At 70.4% G+C, this 17,045-nt stretch carries 16 protein-coding genes and 2 tRNA genes; 11 read left to right on the top strand and 7 right to left on the bottom strand.

Going from position 1 to position 17,045, the window contains the following annotated elements:
- The 3 genes from NS283_RS14660 to NS283_RS14650 all read left to right on the top strand — a co-directional run.
- A partial coding sequence (locus tag NS283_RS14660) for a M23 family metallopeptidase (protein ID WP_153003384.1) occupies positions 1-837 on the top strand: 837 nt, incomplete at its 5' end.
- Between the two features lie 64 nt (positions 838-901).
- A tRNA-Thr gene (locus tag NS283_RS14655) sits at positions 902-973 on the top strand.
- 33 nt (positions 974-1,006) lie between these two features.
- Positions 1,007-1,080: transfer RNA gene (locus NS283_RS14650), tRNA-Met, on the top strand.
- Between the two features lie 87 nt (positions 1,081-1,167).
- On the opposite strand, the gene NS283_RS14645 is transcribed toward NS283_RS14650, so the two are convergent.
- The 3 genes from NS283_RS14645 to NS283_RS14635 form a co-directional block, all read right to left on the bottom strand.
- On the bottom strand, positions 1,168-1,707 hold the full coding sequence (locus tag NS283_RS14645) for a hypothetical protein (protein WP_058597594.1): 540 nt from the start codon (positions 1,705-1,707) through the stop codon (positions 1,168-1,170).
- Positions 1,700-2,350 (bottom strand): GntR family transcriptional regulator, encoded by a 651-nt coding sequence (locus NS283_RS14640; protein ID WP_058613706.1) that lies wholly within the window; start codon positions 2,348-2,350, stop codon positions 1,700-1,702. Before NS283_RS14640 ends, NS283_RS14645 begins: the two co-directional genes overlap by 8 nt.
- Positions 2,351-2,438: 88 nt before the next feature.
- Positions 2,439-3,878, bottom strand: coding sequence for an aspartate aminotransferase family protein (locus NS283_RS14635; protein ID WP_241492262.1), 1,440 nt, complete (start codon positions 3,876-3,878; stop codon positions 2,439-2,441).
- A 59-nt stretch (positions 3,879-3,937) separates the two neighbouring features.
- Between NS283_RS14635 and NS283_RS14630 the strand changes: the two genes are divergently transcribed.
- The 4 genes from NS283_RS14630 (at position 3,938) to NS283_RS14615 (ending at position 9,439) form a co-directional block, all read left to right on the top strand.
- A complete protein-coding gene (locus NS283_RS14630; protein WP_058597592.1) occupies positions 3,938-5,047 on the top strand; it encodes a phosphotransferase in 1,110 nt (369 codons plus the stop codon).
- A gap of 14 nt (positions 5,048-5,061) precedes the next feature.
- Positions 5,062-5,829 carry an SDR family NAD(P)-dependent oxidoreductase gene (locus tag NS283_RS14625; protein WP_058597591.1) on the top strand — a complete coding sequence of 256 codons (768 nt, stop codon included), beginning with the start codon at positions 5,062-5,064 and terminating at the stop codon, positions 5,827-5,829.
- A 92-nt stretch (positions 5,830-5,921) separates the two neighbouring features.
- Positions 5,922-8,783, top strand: coding sequence for an aminotransferase (locus NS283_RS14620; RefSeq protein ID WP_058597596.1), 2,862 nt, complete (start codon positions 5,922-5,924; stop codon positions 8,781-8,783).
- Between the two features lie 50 nt (positions 8,784-8,833).
- Positions 8,834-9,439 carry a DUF1349 domain-containing protein gene (locus NS283_RS14615; protein ID WP_241492261.1) on the top strand — a complete coding sequence of 202 codons (606 nt, stop codon included), beginning with the start codon at positions 8,834-8,836 and terminating at the stop codon, positions 9,437-9,439.
- A 21-nt stretch (positions 9,440-9,460) separates the two neighbouring features.
- Here NS283_RS14615 and NS283_RS14610 read toward each other — a convergent pair whose 3' ends face one another.
- Entirely contained in the window at positions 9,461-9,646 is a 186-nt protein-coding gene (locus NS283_RS14610; RefSeq protein ID WP_058597590.1) for a zf-TFIIB domain-containing protein, read from the bottom strand.
- A 183-nt stretch (positions 9,647-9,829) separates the two neighbouring features.
- Between NS283_RS14610 and NS283_RS14605 the strand changes: the two genes are divergently transcribed.
- From NS283_RS14605 to NS283_RS14595, 3 genes are all read left to right on the top strand, one after another.
- Positions 9,830-10,588, top strand: a complete 759-nt coding sequence (locus tag NS283_RS14605) for an SDR family oxidoreductase (protein WP_058597589.1) — start codon at positions 9,830-9,832, stop codon at positions 10,586-10,588.
- Between the two features lie 25 nt (positions 10,589-10,613).
- Positions 10,614-11,561 carry an aldo/keto reductase gene (locus NS283_RS14600; RefSeq protein ID WP_058597588.1) on the top strand — a complete coding sequence of 316 codons (948 nt, stop codon included), beginning with the start codon at positions 10,614-10,616 and terminating at the stop codon, positions 11,559-11,561.
- 165 nt (positions 11,562-11,726) lie between these two features.
- Positions 11,727-13,187 carry an MFS transporter gene (locus NS283_RS14595; RefSeq protein ID WP_058597587.1) on the top strand — a complete coding sequence of 487 codons (1,461 nt, stop codon included), beginning with the start codon at positions 11,727-11,729 and terminating at the stop codon, positions 13,185-13,187.
- A gap of 11 nt (positions 13,188-13,198) precedes the next feature.
- Here NS283_RS14595 and NS283_RS14590 read toward each other — a convergent pair whose 3' ends face one another.
- The 3 genes from NS283_RS14590 to NS283_RS14580 form a co-directional block, all read right to left on the bottom strand.
- Positions 13,199-14,197, bottom strand: coding sequence for a hypothetical protein (locus tag NS283_RS14590; protein ID WP_058597586.1), 999 nt, complete (start codon positions 14,195-14,197; stop codon positions 13,199-13,201).
- Positions 14,184-14,699, bottom strand: coding sequence for an RNA polymerase sigma factor (locus tag NS283_RS14585; RefSeq protein ID WP_058597585.1), 516 nt, complete (start codon positions 14,697-14,699; stop codon positions 14,184-14,186). The genes NS283_RS14590 and NS283_RS14585 overlap by 14 nt, the downstream gene beginning before the upstream one ends.
- 417 nt (positions 14,700-15,116) lie before the next feature.
- Complete coding sequence (locus NS283_RS14580; RefSeq protein WP_058597584.1) at positions 15,117-15,509, bottom strand: PaaI family thioesterase; 393 nt, start codon at positions 15,507-15,509, stop codon at positions 15,117-15,119.
- 121 nt (positions 15,510-15,630) lie between these two features.
- On the opposite strand from NS283_RS14580, the gene NS283_RS14575 reads away from it, so the two are divergent.
- A complete protein-coding gene (locus NS283_RS14575; protein WP_058597583.1) occupies positions 15,631-16,950 on the top strand; it encodes an MFS transporter in 1,320 nt (439 codons plus the stop codon).
- The last annotated feature ends 95 nt before the right edge of the window (positions 16,951-17,045 follow it).

The following is a 17,045-nucleotide window of genomic DNA, read 5'->3' as shown; positions in this document are numbered from 1 at the left end:
TCGGCCCCCAAGGTCGCCGCCCCCACCCAGCCCGTCACTCAGGGACTCCCCGTCGCCGCGGCTCCCCGCACGCGTCGGAACGGCCGACGCATCGCGGCCGCGTCGTTCTCGGTCGGTGTGATGGGTCTCGTCGGCCTGATGACCGTCGGCATGACCATGCCCGTGAGCGCGCTGGCTTCGGCCAGCGGTACGTCGAGCGTCACGGCGCCCGACACCACCCAGCCCGCGACCGTCACGCTCGCGGCCGGTGACACGTCGGGCGGAGACGTCGGCGACAGCCAGGCCATCCAGGCGTACGTGGCCCCCGCCGAGTCGCAGGCCGCCGTCGTCGACCGCGCCGACGACGGCTACCAGGCGTCGACCTACGCGCAGATGGCCATCGACTCGGGCATCAAGTACCCGTCGAACTTCTACGTCAACAACCCGAACTCGCCCATCCAGTGGCCCTTCGCGGTCGGCGTGTCCATCTCCTACGGCTTCGGCATGCGCGACGGCGGCTTCCACGAGGGCGCTGACTTCGTGCCCGGCGAGGGTGCACCCGTGCAGGCGATCGCCGACGGAACCGTCCGCATCGCGACCGAGCAGGGCGGGGCCTTCGGCGTCACCGTGCTGATCGACCACGAGATCGACGGCCAGCTCGTCTCGAGCCGCTACGGACACATGCAGTACGGCTCGCTGCAGGTCACCCCTGGCGAGCACGTGCACGTCGGACAGTTCCTCGGACGCACCGGCAACACCGGTCGCTCGTTCGGTGCCCACACGCACGTCGAGATCCTTCAGAACGGCACCACGCCGATCGACCCGATCGCGTGGCTGCGGCAGCACGCGGGAGGCTGACCGATTGGGGGATCGGGCCTCGGCTCTGATATCCTCTTCTAGTTGCCCGGAGAGATCCGGGTACGCCCCGATAGCTCAGTGGCAGAGCACTTCCATGGTAAGGAAGGGGTCGTCAGTTCAATCCTGACTCGGGGCTCAAGGCATCACTTTCGAACACCGGATGCCGTGCGGCGGGGTAGCTCAGTTGGTGAGAGCGCACGACTCATAATCGTGAGGTCGCGGGTTCAAGCCCCGCTCCCGCTACAGAATCCTCGATCAGCCCCGGCTCACGCCGGGGCTTCTTCGTTCGCGCGCGGGGAAGCCGTGTTTCCCGCACGCAGGCCGTGACACTCAGCAGGCGGACTGCACAGTGAGTGCGGCCAGAAGGGCCAGTGACGCGATCACCACTGCCCATGTCGACCAAGCGATGAGTGTCCGGCGCAACCCTCTCCGTGCGCCGAATGCGATGAGGTTCGAGACCACGAGAGCCACCGATGGAGCGAAGCTGACGAAGATGTCGGGTATCGCCGCGGGGACGCGGTCCGGGTGCTCGGAGAGACCGAACGACGTCGCGGAGATCATGATCATCGCGTACAACCCGAGCACGGCGAGTGACGGCAGAAGGGCGAGCCACGGAAGCCAGAGGGCGCCGGTCATCCTCGCGACCAGGGCCGGCACGGCTCCGGCGCCCACCGCCATGAACAAGATCCCCCAGGTGAGGACGACGGTTGCCAGGAGAATCTGCGGTGCGCACGGGGTCACCTCTCGCCACAACTCCACGCCGGACCACCAGACGAGCGATGCCGCCGCGATCGCCCACAATCCCGCAAGCAGGTTCGGGAGAACCTCGCGAGCCGATCTGCTCCGCGCGCCCTCGGCGTGTTCAGTCATCGCCCGCCGTGATCCCGCTCAGCACGCGCTGGTTCACGCGGATGTGCTCGAGGACGGCCTCTTCCGCGGCATCCGCGTCTCGTTGCACGATGGCGTCGGCGATGACGACGTGTTCGCGCAGCGCGTCCTCCTCTCCCCATCCGGCGAACACCTCGCGGCGCTGCAGCAGGCGGATCGCGAAGGTCATCTCGCTGCGGATCGAGGCGAAGAAGCGGTCGAGGCGGGGGCTCTGCGCGAGCGCGATCACGGACGCGTGGAAGTGCACGTCCGCGCGCGCGTGGCGGGCGGAGTTCTGCCCCTCGGCGGCGGCGCGGCGCAGGTCGGCCAGCGCGACGATCACGGCGTCGAGCGCGGAATCGGGTGCCGTGGCGCACGCTCTCGCCCCTGTTCCCTCGAGCACGGCGCGGGCCCGGTAGAGGTCGGTGACGTCGTCCGTCGTGAAGGAGCGTACGCGCGCACCCCGGTGCTTCTCGTGCGTGACCACGCCCTCGTTCGCGAGCATGAGGAGTGCCTCGCGGACCGACCGGCGCGAGGCGCCGAAGCGCTCGGCGATCGCGATCTCGCGCATCGGCTCGCCCTGATCGAGGCGGAGATCGAAGATCTCGTCGCGCAGGTGATCGGCGATCAGTGAGGGTGCCACCATCATCGCCTCCTGGCCGTGACGGGTGAGTGCCGTGAACAGCCTGGTCCGGCGGCCGCGGCGTCGTCAGTGTATCGCCGGTCCGCGTGCCTCATCGGTGGAGCCGGTTCCCCGCGCGGCTCACCGGACCCCCCGCGCCGCCTCCGGCCGAACCGTCGGTGTCGCGAGCAGCGGAGCCCGCGCCCCGCGTCTCGGCGAGCACCTCGTCGAGCGCCGTGAGCAGTCGGTCGGCGTGTTCGCGAGTGAACACGAGGGGCGGGCGGATCTTCACGACGTTCGCGTACCGCCCGGACGCGCTCACCAGGACGCGCTTGTCTCGGAGGCCGTTGACGACTCGGCCCGCCAGAGTCGCGTCCGGGGCATGTTCATCCGTGTCGTCGGGCTGAACGACCTCGACCGCGAGGAAGAGGCCCTCCCCGCGCACCTGTCCGAGGCGGGGGTCGCTGTCGGCGAGGGCGTGAAGCCCCTCCCGCAGCGCCGCCCCCACAGCGGCGGCGTTCGCCCGGAGCTCGCGTTCCTCGATCTCATCGAGGACGGCGGTCGCCGCCGCGATACTCACGGGCGTGCCCCCGAAGGTGTTGAAGTAGCGGACGTCGCGTCCGAACGTTTCCAGGTGGTCACGGCGCCCCACCACCGCCGAGATCGGCAGGCCGTTGCCCATCGGCTTTCCGAGGACGACGAGATCGGGTTCGACGCCGTGGCGCGAGAAGCCCCACCACGGCGCCCCCAGGCGCCCGAATCCCGACTGAACCTCGTCGGCGATGTACAGACCGCCGTGGCCCCGCGCGACCTCGACGGCGGGGCCCAACACGCCGTCCGGGTGCGTGACCAGCCCGTCACTGGAAAGCACGGAGTCCATGATCAGTGCGGAGAAGGTCACGCCTCGGCGCTCGAGTTGCCGGATCGCGTCGCCGACACGTTGGGCGAAGAGGGCGGCCGTGACCCCGTCTTCGGCGGGGTCACGTAGCGGGTCGGGCGCCGCAACGGTCACGACGTGCGGGGGAAGCGCGTTGTTCGGCCCCAGGCTGGGCGAGACGGCGGCGCTTGCCCGGGTCGTGCCGTGGTAGGCGTTCGTCGTGATCACGATGCCCGACGCGCGCGTCACGTGCGCCGCGATCCGGAGGGCGAGATCGACGGCCTCGCTGCCGGTGCAGGCGTAGACGACCTGCTCCAGGTGCTCGGGGAAGAGCGAGATCAGTCGTTCGCTGTAGTCGACGATCTCGTCGGTCAGGTAGCGGGTGTGGGTGTTCACCCGTCCGAGTTGCTCGGCGACGGCGGCTCGCACGCGCGCGTTGGCGTGGCCGACCACCGGCACGTTGTTGTAAGCATCGAGGTAGTCGAGGCCGTCCGGATCGAAGAGCAGTGCGCCTTCTCCGCGCCTGACCTCGACGGGACGTTCGTAGAACAGCCGGTAGGGCGCACCGAGGACCCGCCGGCGCCGCTCGATCAGCGCCGAGGCTCTGGGCCCGAGGTTCGTCCCCGCGGCGGGGTCGAAGCTGTTCACCATGTGCATCCGCTCCGCGGAACCCATCTTCCCTCCATTTGGTCACCAACTCGAATATTGGTGACCAATATGGGTACTCTAGCCTCATGCATCTCACGGGCGACACGGTCCCGGCATCCGCTCGGCCCTCGCTCGACGGTGCCGGGGAGGTGCGCGTACCCACCGAGGTGGTCGCCGAGAGCCTTCGGCGCCGATTCGGCGTCCGGGCCACGAGCCTGCAGGCCCTCGATGCCGAGAACGCCGCGGTGTTCCGGGCCGAGGTCGAGGGTGGTCGAGCGTTCGCGGTCAAGGTCTTCTGGGCGGATGCGCCCGCCCACAGCGCCGTCCGATGGCATCACGAGGTCGTGGATCGGCTCGCGCACGCGGGGCTCCCTGTCGCTCGTCCTCTTCGCGACGTCGAGGGGGAGCTGACGGTCACCACGAATCACGGGTCCCGAGCCATGCTGGTCCAGGTCTCGGATTGGCTGACGGGAACACCCGTGGAGCGTGCGGGCGCGACCGACGGGCTGCTGCGCGAAATCGGCCGCGTGGCGGCGCGCCTTCATCGTCGCCTGGAGCTCGAGAGCGCACCGAGCGACCTGCCCGAGCATTCGTGGGAGATCACGCGATCGAGAGAGACGATCGATCGGGCTGTCGCGCGCACCGTCGTCCTCCGCGAGCAGGGGCGGCTTCGCCTCAGCGATGAGGACGTCTCGCGACTCGAGCGCGCCGCCCTCACGGTGGGCGCGCTCCTCGAGGCGGAGCTGAAGCCGAGGCTGGATCGCCTTCCCCGGGCCCTCGTCCATCACGATCTGCACGACGCCAACGTCCTGGTCGGACCCGAGTCCGCGCCGACCTCGGTCACGGGCATCATCGACTTCGGTGACATGCTGCCGAGCCTGCGCATCTCGGAGCCGGTGATCGCCGGTGCCTACGCCGCACGGCACCGCCCGGATCCTGTCGCCGCCCTCGAAGCAGTTCTGAACGGATGGGCGGAGACGGTTTCGGTCACCCCCGACGAAGCCGCGGTCGTCCTTCCCCTCGCGGCCGCGCGCCTGGTCGCCAACGCGGCGGTGTGGACGTCGCGTCTGGGAACGGCGCGGGGCGAGTACGCCGCGTCGCGCCGCCGCGGTTCGCTGGAGACCGCCGAAGCACTGCTCCACGCCGCGCGACACACGATCAACAGTGGACGGATCCTCGGAGCCGCACGACCATGAGAGAGCGAGAGAAGATGAGCACGCTGAACCAGGTGGCGATCATCACGGGTGCGGGCAGCGCCGAGGGGATCGGCGCCGCCGTCGCCACGATGCTCGGCCGCACCGGGATGAAGGTGGTGGTCACCTCGACGACCGACCGCATCCACGAACGGGCGGCCGACCTCCGGCGCGCGGGGATCGACGCGCACGGCGTGGTGGCCGACCTCACGGAGCAGAGCGGCGTCGACACCGTCGTCGCCGCGGCGCACGAGGCGTTCGGCACCCCCACGGTGCTCGTCAACAACGCGGGCCTGACGTCGGTGTCGAAGGCCGATGCGCCGGCGGCGATCGACGACATCACCACCGAGCAGTGGCTCCTCTCGCTCGATCGCAACCTCACGACCGCCCTGCGGATGACGCGCGCCGTCGTGCCGGCGATGCGGGCGGCCGGATACGGGCGCATCGTCAACGTCGCTTCCCTCTCCGGTCCGGTGATGGCCTACCGGGGCGATGTCGCCTACCACGCTGCGAAAGCAGGAATGGTCGGTCTCACGCGGGGCTCGGCCATCGACGTCGCGGCCTCGGGCATCACGGTCAACGCCGTCGCCCCGGGCTGGATCGCGACCTCGTCGTCGAGCGAGCACGAGCTTTCGATGGGCCGGGCGACGCCGGTCGGTCGATCCGGTACGCCGGAAGAGGTCGCGGCCGCCGTCTGCTTCCTCGCAGGCGTAGACGCCTCCTACATCACGGGCCAGGTCCTCGTCGTCGACGGTGCCAACTCCATCGACGAGGAGCGGGGATGACCCCGCGCATCGACGGCGAGCCCTCTTCCTCCCCGCGCGTCCCCGCACCCCTCACCCCCGGGAACCCGGGAACCCACACCCAAGGAACCGCGATGACCGACGTCTTCGACTACTTCACCCAGGTCGACCTGCCGACCCCGACGCTCTCGGACGGCGAGGTACAGCGTCTCTTCGCCGAGACCTTCGGCGTCGAGATCGACGTGCACGCGCTCGGCAGCCAGCAGGATCAGAACTTCCGCGTCTTCCCTCGCGGCTCCACCGAATCCCTGGGTGTGCTCAAGCTCAGCAACCCGGTGTTCAGCGAGGCCGAGATCGACATGCAGGATGCCGCGGCCGCGACGGTCGCCGAGCGGAGCCCCTCCGTCCGCGTCCCGCGCATCGTCGAGGGACCGCAGGGCGCGATGTCCACGTGGTGGGAATCGTCACACGGACGCATCCACGCCCGCGTGATCGAGAACATCTCCGGTCATACCCTCATGGGATCCGCCTACCTGTCTCCCGCCGTCGTCGAGGCTCTCGGCGACCTGTCGGGAAAGGTCAGTCTGGCGCTCGCGGACTTCACCCACCCGGCGTCCGGTCGGGTCCTCCAGTGGGATCCCCAGCACGCCACGCGCGTGATCGACACCCTGCTCCCGCTCGAGCCGGATATCGAGATGCGCGAGATCGTCCGCCGTGCCACCGACGCCGCTCGAGCTGCCCTCGCCCCGGTCGAATCGACGCTTCCCCGCCAGGCGGGACACTTCGACGTCACCGACGACAACGTGCTGTGCGCCCCCGGCGCCGCGGTGCCCGACGCGGTCATCGACTTCGGCGACGCCTGCGTATCGTGGCGCGTCGGCGAGATCGCGGTGACCGTGTCGTCGATCCTGCACCACGACGGTGCGTCCCCCGAGAGCGCGCTCGCCGCCGTCCGCGCCTTCGACCGCCACCGCCGTCTCACCGACGACGAGATCACCGCTCTCTGGCCCCTCGTCATCCTGCGCGGAGCCGTGCTCGTGCTCAGCGGCCGCGCTCAGGTACGCGTCGATGAGCAGAACACGTACGCCACGGTCGCTCTCGACCGCGAGTTCCGCATCCTCCAGCAGTCGGCCTCGGTGCCGATCCCCGTCCTGACCGCCGCGACGCGCGCCGCACTGGGCCGCCCCGGCGCCCCCGAACGTGCGTGGCCGGGTGTCGGCATCCTGTCTCCCGCCCGTCATGTCGAGATCGATGCCTCGACGGAGTCGCCGCTGAACGATGCAGGGGCCTGGCTCGACGCCGCGACCCTCGACACCGCCGCGCGAGCCGCCCTCGACGACGGCGCCGACATGGTCACGGTGCCCGCGTGGAAGGCGCGGCTCACCGGAACGACCGAACCCCTGCCCTCCGCGATCGAGACGATCCCCACCGACGTCCTGGTGTGGCTCGCGGCGCCCGTGCGGCTCGACGGTGCCGTCGTCCTCGACGACGGATCGCTCACGTGGACCTCGGATGCCGAGACCCTGACGATCCTCGGCACGCGCGAGGGTGCGGCATCCGGGATCCTGCCCGCGCGCACGCGCCTGTCGATGCGCCGCTCGGCTGCCGGAACGCCACCGCCGCCGGCCCGCGTCTCGCCTGGTTTCGCCGCCGCGTGGCGGGAAGTCGCGGGCGATCCCGGGGCCGCGATCGGCGCGCCCTCGACGGTGCCGACCGCCGACGACGTGCTCGCGCGCCGCCACGACGTGCTGGCCGAGGTGCAGGAGCACTACTACACGCTCCCGCCCCGGATCGAGAGAGGGTGGCGCGAGTACCTGATCGACGTGGACGGGCGCGTGTACCTCGACATGGTGAACAACGTCGCCTCCGTCGGGCACGCGCACCCGCACGTCGTGGCGGCGGGCTCGCGTCAGATGCACCTGCTGAACACCAACTCGCGCTTCCACTACCGCGCCATCACCGACTACGCCGACCGCATCGCCGCGACACTGCCAGAGGGCTTCGACACGGTGTTCTTCGTCAACTCCGGCTCCGAGGCCACCGACCTCGCGATCCGCCTGGCGATGGCCGCGACCGGTCGACCCGACATGGTCGCGATGCGGGAGGCCTACCACGGGTGGACCTACGCCAGCGACGCCGTGTCGACCTCGATCGCCGACAACCCCAACGCCCTGTCCACGCGCCCCGACTGGGTGCACACCGTGGACGCCGCCAACTCCTACCGCGGCAAGCACCGGGGAGCGGATGCCGCGCGCTACGCGCCCGAAGCCGTCGCGGCGATCGATGAGCTCGCGGCATCCGGTCGCCCGCCGGCCGGCTTCATCGCCGAGACGTACTTCGGGAACGCGGGCGGAGTGGCCCTGCCCGACGGCTACCTGCGCGAGGTGTACGCGGCGATCCGTCGACACGGCGGCCTGGCGATCGCCGACGAGGTGCAGGTCGGTTACGGCCGGCTCGGTGAGTGGTTCTGGGGCTTCGAGCAGCAGGGGGCGGTGCCCGACATCGTCGCCGTCGCGAAGTCGATCGGCGGCGGCCAGCCCGTCGGCGCCGTCATCACGCGTCGAGAGATCGCCGACCGCTACCGCTCGGGCGGGTACTTCTTCTCGTCGACCGGAGGCTCACCCGTCTCGGCGGTCATCGGCACGGCGGTGCTCGATGTCATCCAGCGGGAGGGCCTGCAGGAGAACGCCCGCGCGGTGGGTTCGCACCTCAAGGAGCGCCTCGAACGGCTCGCCGCGAAGCACCCCCTCATCGGCGCCGTCCACGGCTCCGGCCTCTACCTCGGCCTGGAGTTCGTCCGGGATCGCGAAACGCTCGAGCCCGCCACGGCCGAGACCGCGGCGATCTGCGACCGGCTGCTCGAGCTCGGCGTCATCATGCAGCCCACCGGCGACCACCAGAATGTCCTCAAGATCAAACCGCCGCTCGTGGTCACGCGTGCCTCGGTCGACGTCTTCGCCGACGCCCTCGACCGAGTGCTCACGACCGGTTGGTGAGCACCCCGCTCCCCGCTCGATGACCCGTCCGATGCAGAAAGGATGATGCCGTGCGCCGTCCCTCCCTCCCCTTCGATCTCCACGACTCCGAGGGCTCGGCGTGGATGCCGACGGCATCCGGAATAGAGGGGACCGCCCCGGCCGGAACCGATCTCTTCGTCGACCCGAGCGGGGTCAGCGGCGTCGCGGCCGAGACGCTGCTCAACGCGCACACCCTGCTCGGTACGCCACCGGCGGGTGACTTCACGCTGTCCGCGCGGGTCACGCCCGATTTCCGGGCGACGTTCGACGCAGGGGTCCTGCTCGCGTGGGTCGACGACACGACGTGGGCGAAGCTGTGCTTCGAGCGCTCCCCGGCCGGGGCATCGATGGTCGTCTCGGTCGTGACGAAGGGCGTCTCGGACGACGCGAACGGGTTCGTCGTGAACGCGCCCGACGCGCGGCTCCGCATCGCGCGCGTCGGAAACCTCCTCGCGTTCCACGCCCACGACGGCGAGGGGTGGAGCTTCGTCCGGGCCTTCACGCTGCCGGGCGTCGCCGATGCCCTGACCGTCGGTTTCGAGGTGCAGAGCCCGACCGGAGAGGGATGCCGTGTCGCCTTCGACGAGATCGTGTTCGAACGTCGAACGGTCGCCGACCTGCGCAGCGGAGATTGACCCGGTCGTCTTCGCGCGCGCTCACCACCAGCCGGACGAGGCCTCGTGGTCTGTCTCCGAGGAGCCTGCGCCGTCAGCCCACGCCAACCGGAACCCGCAGTCGCGGCACTCGTCCGCCTCGAGGCCCTCGTCGATCAGGGGGTGCATCGTGATGCCGCACGACGGGCAGATGGGCTGGGCGTCGTCGCGGAGGTCGCCGTACGTCATGGTGGTCTCACAAGCTCGCGGTCGTGCGTGGAGCCTCCATTCAACCCCGGCCTGAGGGGGTGAGGCGCTACCGGAGGCCGACCGTCCGCACGGCCGCCGAGCACACCGCTCGAGCGTGATGGGGTGTGCCCCTCCGCTCCCGATCCGGGCGGATCGCCGCTCGTACGGGGCAGGATGGGGAGCATGACCTCCCGCCTCGCCCTGCTCACCGGCGTCGGCCGACGTCGATCGATCGGTGCCGGTCTGGCGCGAGGTCTCGCCGCCGACGGCTGGGACCTCGCCCTCTCGTTCTGGCGCCCGTACGACGACCGGATCGGTCTCGAGCGCGGCGCGGACGACCCCGAGGCGATCGCCGACGAGTGCCGCGCCCTCGGCGTCGAGGTGTCGCTGCACGAGACCGACCTCGCCGATCCCACCACCCCGGACGTGCTCTTCGCCGCGGTCGGCCGGCGCATCGACGCCCTCGTCCTCTCGCACTGCGAGAGCGTCGACAGCTCGATCCTCACCACATCGGTCGAGGCGTTCGACCGGCACTTCGCCGTCAACGCGCGCGCCTCGTGGCTGTTGATCCGCGCCTTCGCCGAGCAGTTCCCGGTGACCTGCGATCCGGTGCCGACGGGGCGCATCGTCGCCTTGACCAGTGATCACACCGCCCACAACCTCCCCTACGGCGCGAGCAAGGGGGCGTTGGATCGCATCGTCATCGCCGCCGCCGTCGAGCTGGCGGATCGCGGCATCCGCGCCAATGTCATCAACCCGGGACCGATCGACACGGGATGGATGGACGACGCGATCCGACGGTGGACGACGGATGCCACTCCCGCCGGCCGCCTGGGAACCCCGGACGACATCGCCGATCTCGTCCGATTCCTCCTCTCGGAGCGGGGCGGATGGATCACCGGACAGTTGCTATCCAGCAACGGCGGTTTCGCGACCGGCTGACCGCTCCTGCGGCTACCGTCGAGTCATGAACGACGCCGCTTCTCCGTCCGCTCGCCTCGGACTCGGTCTCGCGGCGGTCGGTCGTCCGGCCTACATCACCACCGACCGCGACCACGATCTGGGCGAACCCGAAACGCGCTCGATCGACGCGATGCGCGAGCGCGCGCACGCTCTGCTCGACGAGGCGTGGGTGCTCGGCATCCGCTATGTCGACGCCGCCCGGTCCTACGGGTACGCCGAACGGTTCCTCGGGTCGTGGCTCGCGGCGCATCCGGAGCGTCGTGCCGAGCTGACGATCGGGTCGAAGTGGGGCTACGAGTACGTCGGCGAATGGCGAATGGATGCCACGGTCCACGAGCGCAAAGAGCATTCCGCCGCGATGCTCGAGAGGCAGTGGCCGGAGACTCTCGCCGCTCTCGGGTCGGCGCCCGACTCGTACCTCATCCACTCGGTGACCCCGGAGAGTCCCGCGCTCGGAGACGCGGGCGTGCTCGAACGGCTCCGCGAGATCGCCGCCGGGGGAGTGCGCGTGGGGATCTCGACCAGCGGGCCCCATCAGGGCGATGTCGTCGACGCGGCGCGGTCGCTCGCCGACAGTCCGTTCTCCGTCGTGCAGGCCACGTGGAACCTGCGCGAGCAGGCGGCGGGCCCCGCTCTGGCCCGAGCTCACGCGGTGGGCTGGACGGTGGTGGTGAAGGAAGCTCTGGCCGGGGGAGAGCTCGCTCGTTTCGAGCCCGACGGCGACGTCGGAGCGGGCCACGACGGAGCGGGCCTCGACGGAGCGTCGCTGGCCCTCGGCGTCGCCCGCGCGCAGCCGTGGGCCGACGTCGTGCTGAGCGGAGCGGTGACGATCCCCCAACTCCGCCGGGGAGCCGCGGCGCCCCCGCGTGAGATCGATGTCGAGACGCTCCGCCGGTGGTCGGACGATTCCGGCGAGTACTGGCGCCGTCGAGCGGCTCGCCTCTGGCAGTAGCCGCCTGCCGTGATCGACCGTCCGCGCGACCCGCCCATCATCCGCGACGGTCCGCGCGTCGGGCGTAGCCTGGAAGGACGAATCCGGGAGGTCGGCATGACGCAACGACGGATCTCCGCATCGGCCGCACCCCGCCGACGTCAGCCCCGTCGGGATCGCTGACCGGTGGCACCTCCCGTCGATCCGCGCCGATGGCGCGCCCTGGGCGTCCTCTTGATGGGACAGTTCTCGTCCCTCCTCGACCTCAGCGTCACGAACGTCGCCCTCCCCTCGATCGGACGGTCGACGGGCGCCGGGCCGAGCGAGTTGCAATGGGTGATCACGGGCTACGTCCTGGCCTTCGGGCTCGTGCCGGTCATCGGCGGTCGGCTCGGCGACGGCCGTGGGCGCCGGCGCATGTTCATCGTGTCGATGCTCGGTTTCGTCGTCGCGAGTGCCCTCGTGGGGCTCGCTCCGACCCCCGAGGTGCTCATCGCGGCACGCGTCGTCCAGGGGATCTTCGGCGGCATGATCGGGCCGCAGGTGTCGGGGTTCATCCAGAACGCCTTCCCGCCGCTCGAGCGGGGCAGGGCCTTCGGACGGCTGGGGCTCACGGTGGGCGCGGGCACCGCGTTGGGTCCCGTCGTGGCGGGCCTGCTGGTCGCCATAGGTGGCGAGGACAACGGCTGGCGCCTGGTGTTCTTCATCAACGTGCCGGTCGGGATCGCAGCCGTCCTGCTCGCGCGGCGCTGGGTCGCCGCCGACGTCCCCGCGGCGCAGGGCGCGGGGAGACGGCTCGATCTCCTCGGTGTCGTTCTGCTCGGCGCCGGTCTGCTGTGCCTGCTGTTCCCGATCGTCGAGACCGGTCAGGCCGGCGGTCCCGTGACGCTTCTCCTTCTGCTCCCGGCGGCGGGACTCCTCGTCGCCTTCGTCCGGCACGAGGCTCGTCTGACGCGAGCGGATGCCGCGCCCCTGGTGGATCTGCGCCTGTTCCGCACGCGATCGTTCGTGATCGGCGTGATCTTCGCGGTGGTGTTCTTCTGCAGCAACACCGGTATTCCGCTCGTGCTCGCGCTGTACTACCAGGACGGCCTGGGTTTCACGGCGTTGCAGTCGGCGCTGGGGGTCACGGCCTACGCGGTGGGCACGGTCTTCGGCGCCCCCATCGCCGGCCGTTTCGTCTCCCGGGTCGGCAGGCCCCTGCTGCTCGGAGCGGTATCCGTTTTCACGCTCGTCACGATCGTGCTCGGTCTCGTCGTCCAGGCCGAGCCCGGAGCCACCGACCCGACGGGCGTGATCCTGCGCCTGTGCGTGCCGCTGTTCGTCCTCGGCCTCGCCGGCGGGGCGATCGTGACGCCGAACCAGACGCTGACCCTCGCCGAGGTCGATCCCGTGCGCGGCGGTGTGGCCGGCGGGGTGGTGCAGACCGCGCAGCGGGTGGGCGCCTCGATCGGGCAGACGGTTCTCGGCACGAGCTTCGTGCTCGTGCTGGCGGGGACGGCCCACGCGGGCGGGCCGGGTTCGCCCGCCCCCGATCCGAGCACGTTCGCCGGTGCGCTCACCGTGGCGCTTGCGGTGTCGGTCGTCTTCTCCGCGGCCGCCGCGGTGCTCAGCGGCGTCGAAGTGCGCCGCTCACGGGGGCGGTAACGCCGTTCGGCTCAGCGCGGAGCATCCTCTCGGCCCTGCACGTCCCAGAGGACGTACTCGATCAGCGACCCGGCGGGAAGGTCGAGATCGGTGTTGGCGTCGATCAGCGCCGACTCGAATCCCACGATCCGGCCGGTATCGACCGACAGCAGCAGAGTCACGTCGGCGTTCGCGGTCGTGGAGGGGATGCCGGCCAGACCCACGACCTCGCGACCGAGACGGTCGCGCGTGGTTCCGAGTACCCGCGCGTCGGGCGAAGCGGCGATGACGTCCAGGAGCGCACCCTGCTGGACATCGTTCAGCGTCCACTCGCCGAGGAGGCTGCGCACCCCGACCATCGCATCGCCGGCGGTCAGGGTCTCGGTGGCACCCGTCGTGGCGACCAGGAGTGCGCGCATGGCCTCGGCGGACGCCGCCGGCGGCGTGGGGGAGAGCGGTCGGAACTGATTGCGCACGTAGGTCAGCTCTCCCACCACGGTGCCCGGAGCGGGATCGACGATCGGCACGGTGTCGCCGCCGGCATCGGTGGCCTCGGCCGCCGTGGTCACCACCGACCCGGAGAGATCCTCGTTCCACCGGAAGTCCACCCATTCGCGCCGGAACACCGTCGCCTCTGCTCCGTCGGGCGAGGCGCTGAAGTACCAACCGAGCGACAGGGAGCGGCGCTCCGGGGGCACCGCGCCGTCGCCCGCAGCCAACCGCGCCTGCGCCTCCGCGACCACCTCGGCGGCACCGGTCCCGCTGGGGAGAGCCGTGTAGACGAGCGGCTCGGGAGTGAGAGCGGATGCCGGGGGCCCCGGCATCCACAGCACTCCTGTGATGATGGTCAGGATCAGCGCGACGGCCGCGGCGGCCGACGTCCACACCAGCATCGGGCGGCGACGCCGGACGGGCGGGCGGTCGAGGATCTGTCGCAGGCGACGTTCGGCGTCGAGGGGAAGGGGAGCGTCGAGCGGGGTCTCGGCGGGGTCGAGCCTGCGGAGCGCGCGCGCGAGGTCATCGTCGGTCATCGGTCACCCCTTCCGCGTAGACGGCGGCACCGTCGAGCAACGGCCGCAAACGTGCTCTCGAGCGATTCAGTCGCGTCCACACCGCCCCGGCGTTCATCTCCATGACCAGGGCCACCTCGGCGGCCGACAACTGCTCCCAGTAGGTGAGCCAGAGGATCTCGCGCTCGCGCTCGGGCAGACCGCGGATGGCATCGACGAGACGTTGCGCCATAGCGGGCTCGGCCTCGTTCGCCAGAGCGCGCACGTGGTCCTCGATGTGCGTCCACAACGCCTCCTCCCGGTCGCGTCGCCGATACTCGTTCGCGATCAGGTTGCGCGCGGTGCGGTACAACCACGGCAATCCGAACGGATCGCGGGGGTCGCGCTTGCGCCACGCGATCTCGAAGCAATCCATCGTGAGGTCGGCGGCGGCCTCGCGATCCGACACACGCCGCTCGATGAATCGGCGAACGGCGTTGTGGTGCTCGCGGAAGAGCGCCACGAAGTCCGTCTCGTCGATCACCGGCGTGCGCTTTCGTGCGTCCGCAGAGGCTGTGTCATGCGGCCGCCGATCCTTACGCGTCGACGGACGGAAGAAAATTCTCGCGCCGGTGTAAGGATCACGCCCCGGGGGACACCACCTTGTCGGGGGTGGGTGTCGTCTCCGGCTTCGAGACGATACCCATACGCCCGTCGAGAGATGTTCGGGAAGCAATTCGACGGGCGAGGGGGTGCATCGCTTGGGGGCGGTGCACTCCCTCGGATCCTCGTCACGGCATCCAGGATGCCAGAGGGCGGCAGAGGGATCCGTTCGGCGTCTGCTCCTGCCCGTCGCTCGGCGTCGAGGTCGGGTGAGTCGTCGCCGCCTGCACGGGGCTTCGTCCCGCTGCCTCGTGCCCCGTGGTTCTCATCGCCTCGGGATCTCGCCGCGCACGCGCGCTCACTCCGGATCGACGAGGAGGTTCGTGATGCGGGCCGTCGCGACGAGTCGACCGTCGTCGTCGGTGACGCGCACGTCGTAGGTCGCCATCCGGCGCCCGCGATGCGCCGGTGTGGCGACCGCGTGGATGTGGCCCTCTCGTGCACCGCGATGGTGCGTGATGTTGAGGTCGACGCCGACGCATACCTTGTCGAAGGCGCTCGCGTGGATCATCGCCGCCCACGAGCCCACCGCCTCGGCGAGGGCGGCCGTCGCCCCGCCGTGCAGTCGCCCCAGCGATTGCGTGTTCCCCCGGACGGGGAGGGATGCCGCGACGCGCTCGGCGGACTGCTCCGTCACGGTGATGCCGAGGCGCTCGTCGAGGGCCCCGGGCACGATCGTCCAGGTCGTCATGGGTGCTCCCTCCGCGGTGCGCTTGTCGTGAGCCCGCTCCTCTGACACTATTACTGAACGCTCGGTTGGTAATAGTTCTCACCGGGTGTTTTCCCTCGCCCCACAGAACAACGGAGTTCTCATGGCCACCCAGACCTCGGCATCCCGCTCTTCGACCGGGTTGAAACGAGAAGAACGGCGCGTGCTCGCCGGGACCCTCGTCGGCACCTCGATCGAGTGGTACGACTTCTTCATCTACGCCCAAGCGGCCGGGCTCGTGCTCGCGCCGCTGTTCCTCGCCCCGCTCGCGGAGTCCGACCCGGCCATCGCACAGGTGCTGTCGTTCGCGACGATCGGCATCTCGTTCCTCTTCCGCCCGCTCGGCGCGATCGTGGCCGGCTACCTGGGTGACCGTCTCGGCCGTAAGAAGATGCTCGTTCTCACGCTCATCATGATGGGCGTGTCGACCGCGCTCATCGGCCTGCTCCCGACGTACGCGGCGATCGGTGTCGCGGCTCCGGTCCTGCTGATCTTCCTGCGAGTCCTCCAGGGCTTCTCAGCCGGTGGCGAGTGGGGTGGTGCGGCCCTGCTGTCGGTCGAGCACGCTCCGGTGAGCCGTCGCGGCTACTTCGGGGCGTTCCCGCAGATCGGCGTTCCGGTGGGCATGATCCTCGCCACCGCGACGCTGTGGATCCTCACGTCGTCGATGTCGGCCGAGGCGTTCCTCGCGTGGGGATGGCGCGTGCCATTCCTGCTCTCGATCGTGCTGATCGTCGTCGGCTACGTCATCCGTCGCGCCGTCGAGGAGAGCCCCGTCTTCGAGGACCTCGTGCGTCGCCGCAAGGAGTCCTCGGCCCCGCTCGGCCAGCTCTTCCGCAAGAACTGGCGTCAGGTCGCTCTCACCGCCTTCGTCTTCATCGGCAACAACGCGGCGGGCTACCTCCTGATCGCCTTCTTCTCGACGTACTCCGTCGCTGTGCTGGGTCTCGAGCGGCCGACCGTGCTGCTGGCCACGACGCTGGCATCCTTCGGCTGGCTCGGCTTCACCCTCTGGGGCGGCTGGCTGTCGGACCGCCTCGGACGCGTCCGGACCTTCCAGCTCGGCTACCTGCTGCTGGCCGTCTGGGCGGTGCCGATGTGGTTCCTCATCGACACCGGCGACATCGTCTGGTACTTCGTGGCCCTGTTCGTCATGACGCTCGGCCTCGGTCTGTCCTACGGCCCCCAGGCGGCGCTCTACGCCGAGATGTTCCCGGCCAACGTCCGCTACTCGGGCGTCTCGATCGGCTACGCGCTCGGCGCGATCATGGGCGGCGCGTTCGCGCCGATGATCGCGGAGGCGCTCCTGCGCTCGACCGGTTTCTCGTGGGCGATCGGCGTGTACATCGCGGTCGCTGCGCTGGTGTCGCTCGCCGCGGTGTCGATGATCAAAGAGACGAAGGGCGTCGACCTGCGCGCCTGATCCGGATGCCGTCGGAGGGGCCTCGCGCGGCGTGCGGGGCCCCTCCGCCGTGCGCGGTACGCGCGGTCGGCCGGTGCCGTCGGGCGGAGTTCTCG

The sequence above is a fragment of the Microbacterium testaceum genome (genome assembly GCF_001476285.1).
Lineage (GTDB): Bacteria > Actinomycetota > Actinomycetes > Actinomycetales > Microbacteriaceae > Microbacterium > Microbacterium testaceum_B.
Note: the sequence above shows the minus strand (reverse complement) of the source record. Positions and strands in the feature narration are given on the sequence as shown.